This window comes from Paraglaciecola sp., from assembly GCF_039942875.1.
In the GTDB taxonomy this organism is placed as follows: Bacteria; Pseudomonadota; Gammaproteobacteria; order Enterobacterales; family Alteromonadaceae; genus Paraglaciecola.
In genome coordinates this window covers 241,511-260,859 of the sequence record NZ_JBDVBQ010000024.1, presented here as the reverse complement: position 1 = coordinate 260,859, position 19,349 = coordinate 241,511, and the positions used below count along the sequence as shown (strand labels likewise).

At 37.6% G+C, this 19,349-nt stretch carries 12 protein-coding genes; 2 read left to right on the top strand and 10 right to left on the bottom strand.

Annotated elements, in window-relative coordinates:
- Positions 1-65 precede the first annotated feature (65 nt).
- On the top strand, positions 66-779 hold the full coding sequence (locus ABJE44_RS07690; protein WP_348112462.1) for a DUF6445 family protein: 714 nt from the start codon (positions 66-68) through the stop codon (positions 777-779).
- A 136-nt stretch (positions 780-915) separates the two neighbouring features.
- On the opposite strand, the gene ABJE44_RS07685 is transcribed toward ABJE44_RS07690, so the two are convergent.
- From ABJE44_RS07685 to ABJE44_RS07655, 7 genes are all read right to left on the bottom strand, one after another.
- Positions 916-3,585 carry a TonB-dependent receptor gene (locus ABJE44_RS07685; protein ID WP_348112461.1) on the bottom strand — a complete coding sequence of 890 codons (2,670 nt, stop codon included), beginning with the start codon at positions 3,583-3,585 and terminating at the stop codon, positions 916-918.
- A gap of 265 nt (positions 3,586-3,850) precedes the next feature.
- Complete coding sequence (nagA, locus tag ABJE44_RS07680) at positions 3,851-4,996, bottom strand: N-acetylglucosamine-6-phosphate deacetylase (RefSeq protein WP_348112460.1); 1,146 nt, start codon at positions 4,994-4,996, stop codon at positions 3,851-3,853.
- A gap of 119 nt (positions 4,997-5,115) precedes the next feature.
- Positions 5,116-6,138: a LacI family DNA-binding transcriptional regulator gene (locus tag ABJE44_RS07675; RefSeq protein WP_348112580.1), complete on the bottom strand. Its 1,023-nt coding sequence runs from the start codon at positions 6,136-6,138 to the stop codon at positions 5,116-5,118.
- Positions 6,139-6,314: 176 nt separating this feature from the next.
- Positions 6,315-7,301, bottom strand: coding sequence for a type I phosphomannose isomerase catalytic subunit (locus tag ABJE44_RS07670; RefSeq protein ID WP_348112459.1), 987 nt, complete (start codon positions 7,299-7,301; stop codon positions 6,315-6,317).
- A gap of 114 nt (positions 7,302-7,415) precedes the next feature.
- Positions 7,416-8,387 carry a glycoside hydrolase family 130 protein gene (locus ABJE44_RS07665; RefSeq protein WP_348112458.1) on the bottom strand — a complete coding sequence of 324 codons (972 nt, stop codon included), beginning with the start codon at positions 8,385-8,387 and terminating at the stop codon, positions 7,416-7,418.
- Between the two features lie 17 nt (positions 8,388-8,404).
- Entirely contained in the window at positions 8,405-9,679 is a 1,275-nt protein-coding gene (locus ABJE44_RS07660; protein ID WP_348112457.1) for an MFS transporter, read from the bottom strand.
- Positions 9,680-9,908: 229 nt separating this feature from the next.
- Positions 9,909-10,916, bottom strand: coding sequence for a LacI family DNA-binding transcriptional regulator (locus tag ABJE44_RS07655; RefSeq protein ID WP_348112456.1), 1,008 nt, complete (start codon positions 10,914-10,916; stop codon positions 9,909-9,911).
- A 213-nt stretch (positions 10,917-11,129) separates the two neighbouring features.
- Between ABJE44_RS07655 and nagB the strand changes: the two genes are divergently transcribed.
- Positions 11,130-11,933: a glucosamine-6-phosphate deaminase gene (gene nagB / locus ABJE44_RS07650; protein WP_348112454.1), complete on the top strand. Its 804-nt coding sequence runs from the start codon at positions 11,130-11,132 to the stop codon at positions 11,931-11,933.
- 276 nt (positions 11,934-12,209) lie between these two features.
- Here nagB and ABJE44_RS07645 read toward each other — a convergent pair whose 3' ends face one another.
- The 3 genes from ABJE44_RS07645 to ABJE44_RS07635 form a co-directional block, all read right to left on the bottom strand.
- Positions 12,210-17,000 (bottom strand): PAS domain S-box protein, encoded by a 4,791-nt coding sequence (locus ABJE44_RS07645; RefSeq protein WP_348112453.1) that lies wholly within the window; start codon positions 16,998-17,000, stop codon positions 12,210-12,212.
- A 507-nt stretch (positions 17,001-17,507) separates the two neighbouring features.
- The gene (gene add / locus ABJE44_RS07640; protein WP_348112452.1) at positions 17,508-18,500 is read right to left on the bottom strand and encodes an adenosine deaminase; all 993 of its coding nucleotides are present in this window, start codon (positions 18,498-18,500) and stop codon (positions 17,508-17,510) included.
- 19 nt (positions 18,501-18,519) lie between these two features.
- Positions 18,520-19,152 carry a response regulator transcription factor gene (locus ABJE44_RS07635; RefSeq protein ID WP_348112451.1) on the bottom strand — a complete coding sequence of 211 codons (633 nt, stop codon included), beginning with the start codon at positions 19,150-19,152 and terminating at the stop codon, positions 18,520-18,522.
- Positions 19,153-19,349: the final 197 nt, after the last annotated feature.

Genomic DNA, 19,349 nt, shown 5'->3' with positions numbered 1-19,349 from the left:
GTCAATAATTATAAAGCATTGTACAATATTTACCTATACCAGAACGAAATTATCTTCTTATTATCATGAAAAATTTAACTTGCGAAATAAATAAAAATAAGATTATCAAAACAGTTAATATTGGAGATTTCAAAGCACTTTGCATTGATAACTTTCTAATGCAACCTAATACAATTGAGTCATATGCACGAGAGAGTAGCTTTACTCCGTATCCTGGCTACGAAGAAGGTAAAGGCTATCCTGGAGTCAGAGCCTCAGCCCCTGAAAACTATTCATGTAATTTAACGAAATTTTTAGAACCTTTAATAAAAAATACATTTAATGTTGGTAAAAACAAAGATATTCGTAAAAGTATGTGCGCCATGTCTTTGTTGACAACTCCTGAGTCATTACTAACTCCATTGCAATCCACCCCACATTTTGACTCAAGTGAACCCGAACATATTGCAGCGGTATTTTATTTATGTTCTCCACAACAAGGCGGTACTGCATTTTACAAACATAAAGCTACCGGCCTTCAAAGGTTAACTAAACAAAATGTAGATAAATACCTAGATGCTTATTATGACGAGCTAAACACTCGACTCCCTAAGCCAACATATTGTCTGAATAACAGTGATTTTTTTGAAAAAGTCGGCTCAATTGACGCAGTATACAATCGCCTAGTCGTTTACCCTGGTTCGATTCTACACAACCCTTTTGTCCCAAATCCAAACTTAAGTATTAGCACTAAGCCCGATAATGGACGCCTTACAATTAATACTTTTTTTAATTTCTAATTTAATACTTATCGAAAGACAATAGGCACAAGGTTTTGCGTATTCATTATTTGCAGTGATATTAAATAACTTGCAACAAACAAAAAGCCCAACATATGTTGGGCTTTCATTTTACTAACTTAACTAAAATTACGATTTAGAATTTATAGCTAAGTCCAACTTTCATAGTTCGCTCGCCAATAAATGACCAAGCTGGAAAGCCTTCTTTTAATGCATCTTTGACGTCAGTATCTTTGTCAGCTGCACCATATTGAATATCATCTTCTTCAAGAATATTTACAATTTCTAACGTCACTTTAAAGGCATCGTTAGGATTCCAACCAAAACTAGCATCAAGCGTTCCGTAATCGTCATGCATACGATTACCATACCAGCCTGTTTCACGAACCATGTATTTTGAACGGTAATTGTATGCGGCTCTTGCAGAAAAGTTGTCATTTTCCCAATATGCTACTACGTTAGCAGTGTGCTTAGATGACAAAGTAAATACAGGTAGCTCATCAGTAAAGCTACTTTTCGGCGCGCTTGCATCAGCATATGTATAGTTAACTACAGCACCAAATCCGTTTTCGAAAGCATGTTGAACTTGGAACTCTGCACCATTTATTTTTCCGCTTCCTGCATTAACATACTGGTTTACTGTCCAGCTGTCAGCGTCTATGTCAGGGCTTACCACACCGATTGATTGAGAAACTTTAGTGTCCGTAGTAATAAAGTTAGAAATGCTCTTTGTAAACAAACCAACTGAAACTAAGTTTCCTTCACCGTAATAGTACTCAAAGGCAACATCTGCTTGACTACTTTTTTGCGGTAAAAGACCTGGGTCACCAAAGGTAACTTCTTCGTTTCCTTGAGTTGTATCTTGATAGCCATTCATTGCCGCTAAAAACATATTATCGTAATTAGCACGAGTTATCGCTTGGGCTGCTGACACTCGAACCACAACGTTATCATCTAGTTCATACTTCAAGTTAAAACTAGGAAGAAAGTCATCATAGCTTGATTCAACAGTGTTTAAGCTATAACCCCAACCTTGGTTAGCAGAAATATCACCATCACTTAACTCAGTACCATCCAGGCTATAACCTGTTGCTGATGAGTCTGTATTAATATACCTAACACCAACATCACCACTATAATTGTCACCTTCAAATACTAACATACCGTAGACAGCAAAATTATCTTCTTTAATCAAACCATAATTGGCTCGCCCTTCTACCCATGAAGCAACATTATCGAGTGTATTTGAGACCATTGCAGAAATATTTGGCATAGGGTGAGACCAACCATTAGCCCCCATCTCTAATGTACCATTGTATAACTCACTGGTTGAAATGGTCACTATATCATCGCTATCAGCCCATACTGAAGCGTATGAGGTTTTTTCTAGTTCATGACTAGTTGAGCGAATTCCACCTTTAAATGATGATATCACACCGTTATCAAGGAAATATTCAAAGTCCGCTTGTGCATATGATTCTTGGTCTGAATTAGGGCCTTTAAAGGTAGCCCAAGATCCTGATGGACTAATTTCATCTGGGAAATGATCTAAGGTGACCGTTTGGTCTGAGGTTGGAGTCAATTTTATCTGATTACCGGTTGCATCTACCGTACCAGTCCAGGTAGGTAAGTTTGCTCCTTCAGTCCATGAGCCATATGAGTAGTTAGTAGTTAAATCTGTACCGCCATCAGCCTTAGTTTTACCTACAACAACATCAACCTCAAAGTTATCACCTGTATGACTTAAGTCAAATGTAACACTGTCAGATGTCATAGACGCGGCTCTAGCCCACGTCTGCACAAATGAATCAGTTGCATTGTCTGCTGTTGTCTCACTATACACACACACGCCATTAGGGTTGTAATTAGATGTGACATCATTGCGAGACGAACAATTGTCTTCATGGAAAATGTAATGACTGGTGTTAGAGTTATCCCCCACCAATTCCATGCTCAGTAAATGAAAACCAATTTCTAGTGCATCAGTAGGACGATATTGAGCTGATAAATCAAACGCCTTTCTATCTCTTTCTTGAATAAATGTAGTTGGTGATACATCGCTAGACCAGCGTGTATCAGCTTCAGTACCACGACGTACATAGTCACCTTGAGTCACAGCGGCGGCAACAAGAACACCAAAATTGTTGTCTTCATTTTTCCAACTGTATAAACCTGAAAACTCAGTTCCATCGTCACTTACCGTGCCAACAGAATATTTAGTTCCTAAATACAAAGAGTTTGCGTCTAGTGATAGTGGCTTTCTGGTTTTAACAATGACTGTTCCACCGATACCACCTTCTGGTAGGTCAGCACGAGCAGTTTTGTACACTTCCATTTCACTGATTAGTTCAGATGGCAACATAGAATAGTTAAATGAACGATCAATTGCCTCTTGATCATACCAACCAGTAGAAGAAACTGACTGACCATTTAATGTCGTGTAAGTCATTTGAGGATCTGTACCGCGAATAGAAACCGATGCGCCTTGTCCAAATGCTCTACCAACACTAACTCCCGGAATACGCCCTAACGATTCTCCAACATCAGAGTCAGGCAATTTACCTAGATCTTCGGCTGACACCGCATCAAGAATACCAACGGCTTCACGTTTCAAAGCAACAGACTTCTCCAAAGCGCCTCTTACGCCTCTGACGACTATTAGTTCAGCTTCGTCTGCATCACTTCCAACCTCTTGTGCGTTAGCACTAAAAGCCCCCCCTGCCATAGCAGTAATAATTGAAGCTGCGGTTGCAGACAATGCAAATTTCTTATGTTTATTAGTATTAGTTTTAAGCCAAAGACTCATAGGAATCCCTCTTTAATAATTTTATTGTTAATGAGTATCACATTTACAGTTATGAACAAGCCAATGGCAACGTTGTCATTTAAAGCACATTTATGACCACATTCCAATTTTATAAATTATAATTATTACTTTTTTGGCTTGGTTGAGCATAAGTTATTAGGATAAGACAACGTTGTCAAACAAGAATTAACATTAATTTAAAATAATTTGTGTTTATTTATTAATCTTTTGAATATTGAGACTCTTAGGGTAAAAAATTGAAACATTATCGAGACCTTAGTGCTCCATTTACCCATATCCGCGTAATGCTAAGCTCACTATCAATAGCTAACATTGAGGCTTCTTTTCCCACTTCTATACTTCCAATCGCATGGTCTAACCCCATCATTTGTGCTGGATATAAACTCGCCATATTGACCGCTTCATGAAAGCTAACTCCCAGTCTAACTGTGGTGTTTTTAACTGCACTCAGCATATCTAAACACGAGCCTGCAAGTGTTCCCTCTTCGCTGGCACACATGCCACCATTACACGTGATAGTCTGACCATCTAAAGTGAACCAGTTTTTATCGTCTCCTACTGTAGACATTGCATCAGTAACTAAAAAAACCTTACCTTTAGGCTTTACAGCTAGCGCAATTTTTAAGGTACTATCGTGTACATGATGACCATCTACAATGACACCCACCCAACTGTTGATGTCTTCAAGAGCTGCACCGACAACTCCAGGCTCTCGCGTAGCCAAAGGAGTCATTGCATTAAACAAATGGGTAAAACACGTTACATTAGATCTCAGTGCAGCTACCATTTGCGGATATGTGGCTGCCGTATGTCCTGCCGCGACTATGACACCTTCTTCAGCCAAAGACGTTAGATGCGCTAAATTTTGCAATTCAGGAGCCACAGTTAAAAGTAGCTTTCCATGTTTCAGAGAAGACAGTAGTTTCACAGAGTCCTTGTCAAGTAATCTAAACTTATCTTGATTGTGAATTCCCTTACGCTGGGGATTGATAAATGGCCCTTCAATATGAACCCCATGTATACCCACCTCACCTGCTTCAATAGCACTATCAATGGACGCTAAGGCTGTAGATACTTTACTAAGATCATCACTAATTAAAGTAGGTAAAATTGCTGTCGTTCCAAATTGGAGATGAGCGTCAAAAATCTTAGCTATTCCTTCAACATTGGTCTCATCATTAAATAATACACCACCACCACCATTTACTTGAGTATCAAAAAAGCCAGGCGTTAAGTACGCCCCGCCCAAGTCATGTAAAGGGATACTTGAATGCGTATCACTGAGAGGAACAATCGCCTCTATAATCTTGTTTTTTACAATAACCACATAATCCTCCAACCAGCCTTGATTTGGTTGATGTAATTTCATGTTCTTCAACCCGTATAACATTTAACTCTCCTGTACGAACTTAAATCCGAAGTGTAAAAACTAAGACGTTTAACAACTATCGATGCATCCACCAACAAAGACAACGTTGTCATTAAAATCAAAAAATAAAGTTGTAAACGTTAACGACAACTAGCCGTTGAGTCACGAATAAGTAATTCGGGGCAAAATACCTGGCAGTCTTGCTCTGTTACATCTGCTGATCTAACCTTTTTAATTAACAGTTTGGTGGCTATTTTAGCAATTTCTAAAGTTGGCTGCTTTGCTGTTGTAAGATAAGGCCAAGCTTGCCTAGAGAAAGGACTATCCTCAAAACCAGCGATACTTAATTGACTTGGAACATCAATTCCCGCCACACGAGCAGCAAATAAGGTACCTGCTGCAATTTCATCGTTACAAGCAAATATTGCACTTGGTAAATGCTCTCTGCGGATTTCAATTAAAGACTTTGTCCGAGATACCCCTGAGTCAAAACTGAAACTACCAGGAATTATATTATTGGCATCTAACTTGATATCTGCATCAGCTAACGCGAGCTTAAAACCTTTCAAACGCTCTGCGTTACTCTTGTGCTCAACATCACCACATAAAAAGCCAATATTACTATGCCCCAATTTGATTAAGTGTTTAGTGATAGCGTAAGCTGCTTGCCTATCATCAATCAATACAAAAGGACCAAATTCATCAGGAATTGCCGCCCCTGATACTACTCGAACAAAATTTATCTGTTTATTATGCAATATTTTTATTAAGTCAATGTTGTCTGAAATGGGAGGTGTTAACACTAACCCACCTACTCTAGAGCGCATTATCATTTCTGAAACTTCACTATCTAAGTGACGGCTGGTGCTATCACAAGGGTGAATAAGCAGTTCATATCCCGAAGCGCTACATTCTTCAAATATCCCTTTTTGCATATCAATAACATAGTTACTATTCGGGTTGTCGTATAAAAAACCAATAGAAGACGTACTACCTCGAAGGCCCCGAGCACTTAAGTTAGGTTTGTAATTTAACTCTTTTATTGCCTGTTTGACTTTCTTTTCTAATGCTTCACTTACGGTGGCTTCTTCATTAATAACCCGGCTAACCGTTTTAAATGATACACCTGCTAGACTAGCGACATCTTTAATCGTTGCATTCATTGACATTAAATTTTCTTAACTAGAGTGATATATTACGACTTCAATATGTGAACAATATGATTACCATTATTTCTATTCACATTAGTCATAGCATTATTAAATAATATTTACTGAGACAAATGTTACCAATATAACGCCACCTGCCAAGCATTTATTTAAAAAATTATAGGCTAGCTTTAATTTTCAATAAATACTTCTAAAAACTTACAATTATCTGACTCAGGTTCTATGGTAATACCTTGACATTTTGCAGGTACCAATATCGCCTCTAGAAAATTAACAGAACAACTATCAGACTTTGATTGTAATCGGGCATCGTCGCCCACGTTAATCAATACAACAAAAGAGTCTAACTCTGCGTAATTGCACTCCATTGTCTGATAAACATTTAACATGTTCATAGTAAAGTAATCGCACGCGATGATCGGGTCTTTTGATAGCTCATTGTTTCTATTTAATACTCTTCCAGAATCTGTGTCATCATAATCCATCGCTTCGTAAGCCAAATCATGGTGCAATTCTCTTAAATTACCCTCATCGTCTCGTCGGTCAAAGTCAAAAATTCGATAAGTCAAATCTGAAGACTGCTGAACTTCAATGATTAGATTACCTTTTCCTATGGTGTGTACTTTGCCGGCTTGAATAAAGAAAATATCGTCCTTTTGAGTGGGCTTGACATTTAACAATTCCATAAGTCGGCCATCTTGGTAATATTGTTTAAACTCTTGTTCTGACGTCTTTTGCGAAAACCCTGATATTAAGGTGGCATCATTTTCAGCATCTACTATGTACCATAACTCTGTTTTACCATTAGCGTGTTGATACTGCTGGGCAAGTTCATCGTTTGGGTGAACTTGTACAGATAAATCTTGCGCTGCATCAATTGCCTTGATTAAAAGAGGAAATTCGAGTTGATGTTTTTCATATGATGACTCGCCGATAAGCTCACCTTTAAAGCGCTCAATAAGCTGGCTCAAAGACTGACCTGCAAACTCACCGTTTAAGACAATAGATTCGTCACATGTTAGGCCAGATAGCAAATAGCTTTCGCCAACAGGTAAGTGCTTTGAGTCGGCTTCTGAACTACTATAAATTGCAGATAAGCGGTCACCGCCCCATATTTTAGACTTTAATATAGGCTTAAATTTTAATAGATGATCCATCTATATTTTATTCTCTCATGGTAATTTTGAGTCGTTCGACTCGGACAATGGAATAACTAGGTTTTCTAAGTGTGAATTAGAGCCTGAGCATCTTCAGATGCTCAGGTTATATGGCTATAAAGAATTACTTTTAATAAACTCGATAATTTCATTGACGTAACCAAATGCGATACCAACCACAGTATCAGCAGCACCGTAATAAACCACTATTTTTCCGTCTTCATCATGCAACGAAGCACAAGGAAATACGACATTTGGGACGTCGCCTTGTAGCTCATATGATGCAGCTGGAGCCAGTAAATAAGGTTGGGTTCTATATAGAACTTTATCTGGTTGCTCTAAATCTAAAAGAGCGGCTCCCATAGAATAACGTAAACCACTACACGTCTTGATAACACCATGATAAAACATCAACCAGCCATCATCGGTTTTAACAGGAACGCCACCTGCCCCGACTTTAAGACACTGCCATGCACTATCTTCAAAAGGAGTGGTTTTCATCACATTACGGTGCTCACCCCAGTACTTCATATCAGGGCTATAACTTAAATAAATATCACCGAATGGTGTATGACCGTTATCACTTGGGCGGCTCAACATACAATACTTGCCATTGATTTTTTCAGGAAACAAAACACCGTTACGATTGAACGGAAGAAATGCGTTCTCGCACTGATGAAACGTTTTAAAATCAAATGTATATGCCATGCCAATAGTAGGGCCATGATAGCCATTACACCAAGTGATCCAATACCTATCTTCAATAAAGGTCACGCGAGGATCATATTTGTAATCAGAGTCAATCATATCTGTATTGCCAGCCTGCATAACAATAGGATCATGATTAATATCCCAATTAATCCCATCTTTACTAAAACCAGCAAAAATGTTCATCTGAACGGCTTTGTTATCGCATCGAAAAACACCAGCAAAACCATCTTCAAAAGGCACAACTGCGCTATTAAAAACACTATTTGAAGTAGGGATTGCATATCTATCAATTATTGGGTTTTTTGAATAACGCCACATTACATCGTTACAACCTTCCGGCCGACTTTCCCAAGGAATGGTTTTACTACTAGTCATTTAAAATACTCTCTAAATTAATCATTATTTTTATTACTAAAAGGTACTAATTTGGCAGCCAACAAAGCTGGAATGGTTGCAATTAAGACCCAGATGAAGAACATCTGGTATCCTAGCCAATCACTTAAGTAACCGCTCATCATAGAGGGTAATAAGAAGCCCAAATTCATGATCCCACTGGCAAAGGCATAATGTGCCGTTTTATATTTACCAGGAGTAATCTGCTGCATCATAAATAAAATTAATGCGACAAAACCGAAACCATACCCAAAGTACTCAAAGACTATTGCTAAAGAGATTATCCAAAGGTTTTCTGGTTGGAAAAAAGCCAAAAGTGCATACACTGCAAAAGGTATGTTAAACATCAGCGCTTGTTTAAATAGACTCTTTTTAAGTCCAATTTTAGAAGTGTAATACCCACCTAACAATGAGCCAGCAATAAATGACGCGGCCCCAAAGGTACCGTAAATTAAACCGATTTCAGAAGTATCTAACCCTAACCCGCCTTCCTCAATGCTTGCTTTGAAAAATAATGGTGCAATTTTTATGGCAAACCCTTCAGCAAATCGATAAAGAATAATGAAAAACACATACCACATTACAAACTTTTTATTGAAAAACGTTTTGACAACATCTAATAAAACATCAACCCCTTCTTTAAAGGATTTCACTTTATCGTTAGCATTTTGAATCTTGGGTAAAAACTTGATGTGATATAAACCAAGTAAGACCATGCAAACTCCATATAGCCCCATAACAGACATCCAGGCCGTGACAACTCCAACTTGTTTTTCTAATTCACCTGCAATAAAAACAAATCCGCCGCCCGAGACTATCTTAGCAATATTGTAAGCGGCCCCTTGCCAACCTATATACTTAGATTGCTGTGCTGGAGTCAGTGTATTTATGTACACACCATCTACGGCGATGTCGTGGGTCGCCCCACTAAATGCAATTAAGCCTAACAGCGCAATTGAATATTTAAAAAAGTCATCCAGTGGTAAAGTAAATGCTAAAAGTACGAAAGTAACACCGGTGAAAAGTTGAGTGGCAACTACAAATTGCTTTTGGGAGCCGAACATTTCTAGAATTGGGCTCCACAATGGTTTCAAGGACCAAGGGAGCATAATGAGACTTGTCCATAACGCGATTTTTGCATCACTTATTCCCATATTTTTGTACATCAAAGCCGATGCCTGAGCAATAACCACAAAAGGCAACCCCATTGCAAAATACACTGACGGTATCCAACTAGCCGCTCTTACTTCAATCGTTCTATTCTCGTTAATCACGTTAGCTCTCTACTTTACAATTTAAAATAACCACAGCAGGGTTTGTTTAGTGGTAGATATTCTCAAACCTTTCCAATCATGATAGAGAATCACAAAATGTAACCGGTAACATTTAAACAAAGAATAATACTTGAGATAACGATATGTCAATAAAATTATGAATATTAACGGTCCATTACGCGTATATATCAAACAACAAAGAAGAGGGTTAATTGATATCTATTAAAGCTTACAATAAAGAACAGTTTGCAGTACTTTCTCTTAAAATTAGTTCAAAAGGCACCACATTCCTGTGCCTTTTAGGTGTATTCCCTTCAATGATGTTTAAGAGCATTTGAAATGCTTTTTGTCCCATCTCAAACGCTGGTTGGTCTATTGTGGTTAAAGGAGGATCAATATAGGGAGCAACAGGAATGTTATCAAACCCCACAACCGATATATCATCAGGCACACTTAGTCCCATTGATTTTATTTTTCTAATTGCTCCAATTGCAATATCGTCATTCAAGCAAACAACAGCTGTAGGGGGCAAAGGCATCTTAACTAATTTTTCAACGTTAACCTCTCCATTAGCGTAACTATAATTGTCCCCAACTAACAAGTCGTAATCAAACTCAATATCTTCTTCAGATAAAGCATGAACTAGCCCACTCACCCTATCCTCAAATATTTTACTTTCTCTCTGTCCACCAATTATTGCTATTCTACTATGTCCTAATGCCATCAAATGATGAGCGATTGCACGAGATGCTCCAAAATTGTCAAGTTCAATAAATGGGAACTTTCTACCGACAATACGATCACAAACTGATACAAGAGGTGATATCTCACCTAACTCTTCATCTTCTTTAGAAAACGGGAAGGATTGCCCTAACTGAATCAGCCCATCAGCCCTAGATGTTAATACCATACTGGCATATTTATTTTCTAAAGACCGGTTACCTTGAGTATCACCTAATAGTACGGAGTAATTTGATGCTTGCGCAGCATTTTCGATTCCTTCAATGATACGCAAGAAAAACTGATTCACAAAATTGGGAACTAACACTACTATTGCTTGAGACTTGCCTCTTTTAACACTACTCGCTAACCAATTTGGGCGATAACCAGACTTTTTTACCGCTAACATGACTTTTTCACGAGTCTTTTCTTTAACTAAATTTGGACTTTTAAGCGTCCTACTAACGGTAGCTGTAGAAACTCCAGCAAGTTCACTCACCTTTCTAATGTTTGTCATATCTATATGATTTAATGTTAAAAATAAAGTTAAGGCACAAAATGTTACACCAAATTTTCTTACAAAACTCTTTCAATTAAAGAATTTTTAAAAAATCATATATTGAGTATTTATATTTTTACTCCACAAAATAATATCGGTATAGTAACTAAAAATATCAATGTTACCGATTACATTGAAAGAATTGGAGTAACTCATGGGAGAAGTTTTTAAATGAGATTAATAATATTAGACGATAAAGAATTTATCGGAAAGTGGACGGCTCATTACATAGCGAGTTTAATTAATAAACTCGCAAAACCAAATAAACCATTTGTACTGGGACTACCAACAGGTAGTACACCACTAACAACCTACAAACAATTAATAACGTTATATAATGAGAGTTTAGTCAGTTTCAAAAACGTAATTACCTTTAATATGGACGAATATGTGGGAATTCCCGCAGAACACCCGCAAAGTTATAAAACATTCATGCATGATAATTTTTTTAACCACATTGACATACCTGCCGAGAACATCAATATGTTAGATGGGAATGCGCTGGATTTAGAGTCTGAATGCCAAGAATATGAAAGTAAGATAAATGCAGTCGGGGGGATCAGGTTATTTTTGGGAGGAATGGGCCATGATGGCCATTTGGCTTTCAATGAACCCGGTTCAAGCCTATCCTCTTTGACTCGCATAAAAACACTTACTAAAGAAACTCGTAGAGCCAACTCCAGGTTTTTCGACAATGATTTAAGCAAGGTACCGAAATTAGCTTTAACTGTTGGTGTTGGCACAGTATTGAATTCAGAAGAAATTATTGTACTTGCTAGTGGCCATAATAAATCACGAGCTCTAGAAGCGACAGTTGAGGGTAGCGTAAATCATCTATGGACAGTTTCCGCCATACAACTTCACCGAAGAGCTATGGTTGTATGTGATCATCCGGCAACACAAGACTTGAAAGTTAAGACCGTTAATTACTTTACTAATTTGGAAAGCGAAGCCATTAAAAAACTTCAGATCTAGTCGAGACTATTACATATAAGCTATTGGCCAAACTTGAATACTTAGAAATTAATTCTATATTATTTTTAGTTACCTTTAGTTTTAAAATATCCATTGATTTAGTAACAGTTAAACTTATCAGCACCTTAGAGGTAATGGCAATTATAGTAACATTAGCTATCATGAAGGCGCTATGAATGTTGCCTACGATCCTAAATTCACTGAAAATGAGTGAAGCATGTAGTGATGAAAAATCCCTTTGGTATCATGGTTTATAGGTCACTGGACTTAAACTGCTTATGAGTTCAAATGAGAGTAAATCACTCTCAATGTATTATTAAGAGACCTTTGCACTGTTGGCCAAGATATAGCAATGTTATCCACCAAACCTTGCCGACAATCTGCTTCAAGTCTATTCACAACATCCGTTAACGCATCAGAATTGACCTTATTGGCAACTACACTGAGCTTTCGAGCTCCTCTTAGTATCTTAGTAACATCATCCTCTTCTACAGCGTTATCTGTATCTTCGATTCCCTGTTGTAATTCATCCATTAGCTCTTTTAAAGCCACCGGTAATGCTTTATCACTTTGATATTTTTGTAAGTAAGGTAATAAATCAAACCATACATTTGGGTTACTTGGCATTTCAATGTTTGCGATAGCGGTATGCTTTTCATTCTCAATGCTTGGTTGTTGTTCAGCCGCTTGTTGTAACTCTTCCTTGTGAGCCGTTAACAATGCGTCTTCCTGCTCAGCTAATTTAGCCTGATTGGTTTGTAACTGTTGCTGGGCTTCTTGCAATGCTTGCTCTTTGTTATCTAATTGCGCTTTACTACTATGTAATTCTTTTTCTAGTTTCTGCAATTGTCCAGTTAAGGCTTCATGATCATTATGTTGAGCATTTAAGCTCTGTTTACTTTGAGAGTATTCTTTTTGTACTGCTTCTAACTCTTTAGTCAGCTGAGCTTGTTTCTCTTCGAGAGATTGAATATTTTGCTCACTCCCTTGTAACGATTGCTGTTGCTGATTTAATTGCTCTTGGAGCTTTTTCTCTTGTTTCTCTTGCAGTGCCAAACGGGTCTGTAAAAAATCTGCTTGTTGTTTAGCCGTATTAAGTTCAAGTTGTAGACTTTGCTCCGCACTTTGCGTCTCATTTACTTGTGACTCAGCGTCTTGCAATTGCTCTAAGTTAGTATGTAATTTTTGCTTCAATTGATTGTTTTGCTTTTCAGCGTCAACCAAGGCTTGTTGTAATTGTTTCTTTTGCTGTTCAATCTCTGCGTGATGCTTACGCCATTGTTCATCACTACCTTGGATCATCTCCCGTTGTTTAACTGCACGACTTTCTACATCAGTTAGTTCAACCGTTAATTGTTCTAACTTCTGTTGCTGTTGAATACGAGCGAGTTTTTCTGCGTCTGCTTGACGCTTAATATCATCTAAATTTACTTGGGTGTTCTGCAATTGCTGACGTTTAGCTTCTACTTCGTCTTTCAACGCTTGTTGTTGTAATTGCCAATCTTGATCACTTTGGGCAATAGCCTGCTGTTGTTGCTGGCTGCGCTTTTCTACCTCTAACAACTCAGCTTGTAGCTTTTCAAATAGTGCTTGTTGTTGCTCTTTCTGAGCCTTTTCAGCCTCTGTTTGTTGTTTGGTTAGTTGTAATTGCTTTTCCGTTTGTTGTAACTGTTGCTGCTTAGCTTTCAGCTCTCTTTGAATATTTTCTTGCTGCAACTGCCATTCTGCATCACTTTTAGCCATTTGTTGCTGCTGACCGGCATTTCGAGACTCCATTTCAACTAATTCGGCCTGTAACTTATCGAATAAGGCTTGTTGCTCTCTCTTCTCTTCTTTGGTTTGTTTTTTGGCTTTTTTCAAATTCTGCTCTGTTTCTAGCAGTAATTGTTGTTTTGCTAACAACTCTTGACGCATATTTTGTTGTTGCTGCTGCCACTTTTGATCTCTTAAAGCACTTTCCTGTTGTTGCTTCAGCTTTTGCTGCTCCATCTCTGCAAGTTCTACTTTTAAGGTTTCAAACACAGTTTGCTGTTGTTTTCGCTGCGCTTTTTCAGCTTCACTTTGCTGCTTCGCTTGATGTAAGTATTGCTCAGTTTCTTGCAGCTGAGCTTGCTTAGCTTCTAATTCTTGCTGAACTTTATGTTGTTTACTGACCCATTGCTGCTCGATTTTAGCCATTTCTTCTTGTTGCGACTGACTACGACTTTCCATTTCAGTTAGCTCATGTTGCAACTGATCAAAGCGTTTTTGTTGCTGTTCTCTAGCCTGCTTTTCTTTGGCTGCAGTGCGCTTAGTGTCATCTAACTTTTCTTGGGTTTGCTGTAACTGTTGCTGTTTTAGCGCTAACTCTTGAGTTAATTGGCTTTGTTGTTTTTCCATGTCTCCTTTTTGCTGATTGGACATTTCTTCAAACTTTTGCATTTCGTTTTGTAAATGCTCAACATGGCGGACTTTATTACTTAATTCAGACTGCGCCATTTTATAGGTTTGCTCTATACTTCGTCTTTGTTTTTGAGCCTCTTCACTGGCTTTTCGCTGGTTCATCAATTGTTTACGTAGTTTATCACTGGCATCACCAGAGCGATTTAACTCTGATTGTAATGACGTAATCTGACTACCTACTTCGGTAATTTGCTTGTCTTTTGCACCAATAGATTGTTGTAACTCTTCTATTTCAGACGCAAAATCTTCCATTCTTGCTTGTTGGATCAATTGCTGTTGTTGTAATTCTTCACTATTTCTTTCACTTGCCAATAGTTCTTGTTGCGCCGCTTTAAACTTACGCTCACTATTTTGCAACGCATCTGAAATTTGATTCCTTTGCTCTTGTAAGCCATTTACTTGCTCAGTGGACTCTTTTAATTGATTGGTCAATTCAGAATTGGCAATTTGAACGCGGTTTAATTCTTCACGGCTGGAGCTATAATCTTGTTGCAACTCCTGTAAGTGATTGGTGATGCTTTCATGAGCCTGTTGTAAATCGCTGTATTCACTTTGTTTTTCTGATAAGTGCTCTTGAGCAACTTGTAGCTTACTTTCTGTATCCACCAAGCTACGAGTTTTGGTCGCTAGTTGTTTTTGGCTTGACTCAAACAGTTTTTGTTTTTCTGCCGCTTGCTGTGCTGCAGCTTGATGCTGGCTTATCGCTTCTATTCTAGCTTGATCTGCTTGCTGAATTTCACGAAAGTCTGCCCATATACACAAGATAGAATCGAAATCTTTCCCTTTGTACATAGGTACATACGTAACATGGCAAGGCAAAAGTGCTTGATTAACTTGATGCTGCCAAGGCATAGACTTAGCTTGACCATCTAGTTTAACTTTGGTGATATGACGTTCTAGCTCTTGACTCGCTTCTTGATCAATATTTAAATCATCAGCAAAAGGTGAACTACCTATTAAATCATGCTCATCTTGCACATCGAAAAAGTCACAAGCGGCGGGGTTAAGCTTGGTAAAGCCTAGCTCCCCTAAAATTGCCATTGGCATACTGCTATGTTGCAATAAACCATCAAACTTATCTTGATGGAACTGCTCGCCGGTTCTGTCAGAAATCCAACACAAGTATTCTTGGCGCTCTTTATTTAAGAGATCAACATGCAATTCACTAGGATGCAGCTCACCTTTATTACCCTTCAGCTTTGCCTGAAATGCCCTTAAACGGCCGGTTTTCTGAATTTGTTTCGCGGCATTACCAGCGTTACTTGGATCGTTAAACAATTGATAGAAAGTGTCTTTTTTAAGCTCCCTTTCACTTAAACCCAAGCGATCAGTCATGGCAATGTTTGCTTGAATAATTCTATCCTCAGCATTTATTGTTGCTACAGCAGCTGGAGCTAAATCTAATATAGTTGTAAAGTGCTTCCGCTCTTGAACTAGTTGCTCTTTAGCCAGCTTTAATTCGCTAAGGTCTTGTAACATACAAACCACACCAGCCCGATTATTTTGCTCATCAGAATAAAATTTCAGCTTCAATTTCAAAGTATGCACGGCACCGTTTTCTAAGGTCAACTCAAACTCTTTTTCGTGGCCCACATTAAGACTACCGAAGCCTGAGCCTGTATCACTATGTAATTTAACTATGTGTTCAGGCAACCCCAAAATGTTATCTACCCCCTTGTTGGTTATTGACTTTAATTTCAGACCAAATAACTTTTCAAAAGGGGGATTACAGTCAATAAACTTACTTTCTTCATCTAAAATATAAACTGGATTAGGATTATTTTGGATTAATGTTTTAATTTTTTGTTGGCTGGCTTGTACCTGATTTTTAGATTTTTCAATTTCAGATAGGTCATAAGCGATAAAATCAAAACGACAGTTATTACCCTCTTTATCTTTTTGACGACATAAACCAACTAGTCTTACAGGTAGAACCTTAGCTGGTTTGTTATCCATTGGCTCACTGCCTTGGCTTGGTACTGAAAATGTATCAAAAATTGATATGCCTAAATTAATCTCTAGAGATTCTTGGTTTTTAGCTCTATCTAAAATCTGTTCCCAATTAAACAAGTCTTTTTTATCAATCATTGCAGTGAAATCTTTCAACTCACCTTCAAAACCACATTCCCGTTCTAGTTGGTTTGCAAGTATTGAATTGACCGAGAAAATCTTTGCTTCTAAATCAAGAGTCAACTGCCCTAGCCCATTTTTATTAAGAGCACTTTCAAAATAACCAAGTTGATCTTTTTGAATATCTAACTGTGTTTGGTAATTGCTGATATCCGTAAGGGAAATAACATTAGCAATACCGTTAATGTCATCTATATGTTGTACAAAGCCAACTTGTAGGTGACGTTTACTGTTCCCAATATATGTTTGGTAATGGCTATATTTAGGTGAAGACAGCCCTTGTGTTATTGAGGGCTGCTCTTCAGCTTCGAAAAAATCAAATATAGATTTATTAATTAATTTTTGTTGGTTACTACCTAGCAAGAAAGCCGCTACAGTATTAGCGAAAATAATTTCACCGAAATTATTAAGATGTAACATACCTATTTTAAAGTCTGTCAGTAGCGCTTGCTTAGCTGCCATTTCAGCATTATGACGAGCTAAAACCTTACGCAAGCGAGAGAACCTAAATTTGGAGATAAGTAGAATTAATAATAGGAGCCCTAATATAGAAGCCCCAATAGTTAACCCCAAATTTATATTCTCTACACTTTGCTCTAGAATTTTTTGTCCCACTGCAAGGCTTGTGTTACTCACTAACAGTAGACTTAAACAAATATTTTTAATCAACTTAGTTGGCCTAGTTTTAGGCGGGATAGCGCCAATATGAATAAGAATTTCAAGTAGAATATAGCAATATGTTTGATGAAAACATGTAAGGGAATACATCTAGGTATTAACTAAAATACCTAATTAAAGTCATGTTTTGTGGAGTGTATTTCTTTAACCGCGGAATGAGTAAATTTCTAAGTACAAAATTGTCATAAAAACTTGTGTTAAAACATAAAACTAGTATTAGTTTCTATTATTATCGTTGCTCATAAGATGAGCCCGTATTAATAGTAAGCTAGCCACTAAGTTTGTTAAAACATACTTTAAAGATAACTAAACAGTGATAAAAGCCTAATGGGACAATAATAATTTTTCCTTAAGCGATTTAGGTGCAAAGGAAGCTTTTAAACCATTAATTTGAACTTGTTTTAACTGGGTATCTGTCAAGCCAACAATATTTTTAGCGACATGGTATTCATTTGCTATTTCGATACCAGACACCCCAGGATCATCTGTATTTAAGGTGGTGATGAGTCCATAGTCTAAAAACGTCCTTATCGGATGATTAGCCGTATCAATACATGCACCAGTTTGATAGTTGGACGTTAAACAACACTCAAGTGCAATACTGTTTTTAAGCATATAGTCCATCAACTTGTTATCTTGAGAGGCTGCAACACCGTGCCCTATCCTTGTGGCCCCTAAGTAACGAATTGCCTGCCATATGCTATCAGGCCCATCAGCCTCTCCTGCATGTACAGTAATTTGCCAAGCTGCATCTCGTGCTGAACTAAAGTGCTCTGCAAAGTCCTTAGCGGGAAACCCTTTTTCATCTCCAGCTAAATCCAAAGCACACAAATGTTGCTTATATTGCAGTAAGGCTTTGAGCTCTAATTTACACAGTTCGACGCCATAACTTCGACTTAAAATACCTATCAGTTGCATTGGTATATTGAGCTTTTTACTTGCATCATTAGCCCCAGCAATTACTGCTTCAACAACCGCTTCAATTGAAAGATTATGATGTCTAGCCATAAAACTGGGGGAAAAGCGAAGCTCAACGTAATGTAAACCAGCCGATTTAGCATCTTCCACATTTTCATAAGCTATACGGTAGCAAGCTTGCTCTGATGCTAATACCGAAACACCTAACTCCATTTTATTTAAAAACGCTAACAAGTCAGTGACATTACTGTGGTTGAAAGCGTTAATCGAAAACTCTTGGTAGGACGAGTACGGAAGTTCAATAGAAAACTCTTGTGCTAATTGCCAAATGGTAGACAGTCGAATGTTGCCGTCTAAATGACGGTGTAAATCCGTTAGCGGTAAAGACCTATTAATCACTTTTGCTCAATATTTAGGATTATTCGATGTCTAGTTCTTTTAATAAAAGAACGGCTTGAGTTCGCGTTTTTACGCCTAACTTTTTAAATATCGCACTAATATGCGCTTTTACTGTGGCTTCTGTAATCTCCAAGTCAGCTGCAATTTGTTTATTTAGTAAACCGTCTTGTAGTAGTTTTACAACCTTAAATTGTTTAGGTGTTAAGCCAGCAACCAAATTAGCCACATTTATGGTAGAACAATTTTCTGAACTAAACTCCTCATATCCTTCAGGTAACCAAATGTTCCCTTTCATGATTTGTTTTAATGCTTCAGCAATAGTATCGGTAGGAGTAGCTTTAGAAATAAAGCCTTTAGCACCTAAGCTCATTACCTTACTAATAACTTGAGATGAATCACTTGCCGAAACAACAGCTACGGGTAGACCTGGAAAATCTTCTAATACTCTAATCAACCCCAAAAAACTGTCACACCCAGGCATATTTAGATCTAACAAAACCAAATCAAAGTTTTTATTCTTCTTCAGTGTTGTAATAGTAGATTCTAAGGAGTCAGCTTGTTTAATTTCAAGATCAGCGAATAATGGTGATAAAGCACCAACCAATGCTTCTCGAAATAGCGGGTGATCATCTGCAATTAAAAATGTTGTCATTCAATTAACCTTGTTTTTGTAATTCCTGCGAAATTCATTGTTTGCAAATACGACTATTTAATATTCTTATAAGAATACTAAGAATAAAGACTTGTGGATATACCCAAACTTATATCCAGATCAAATTTACCTCTATTTTTTATAATCTAACCAACTAATATCGTCTCTAAAACAATAACCATGAATTAAATCGTAAA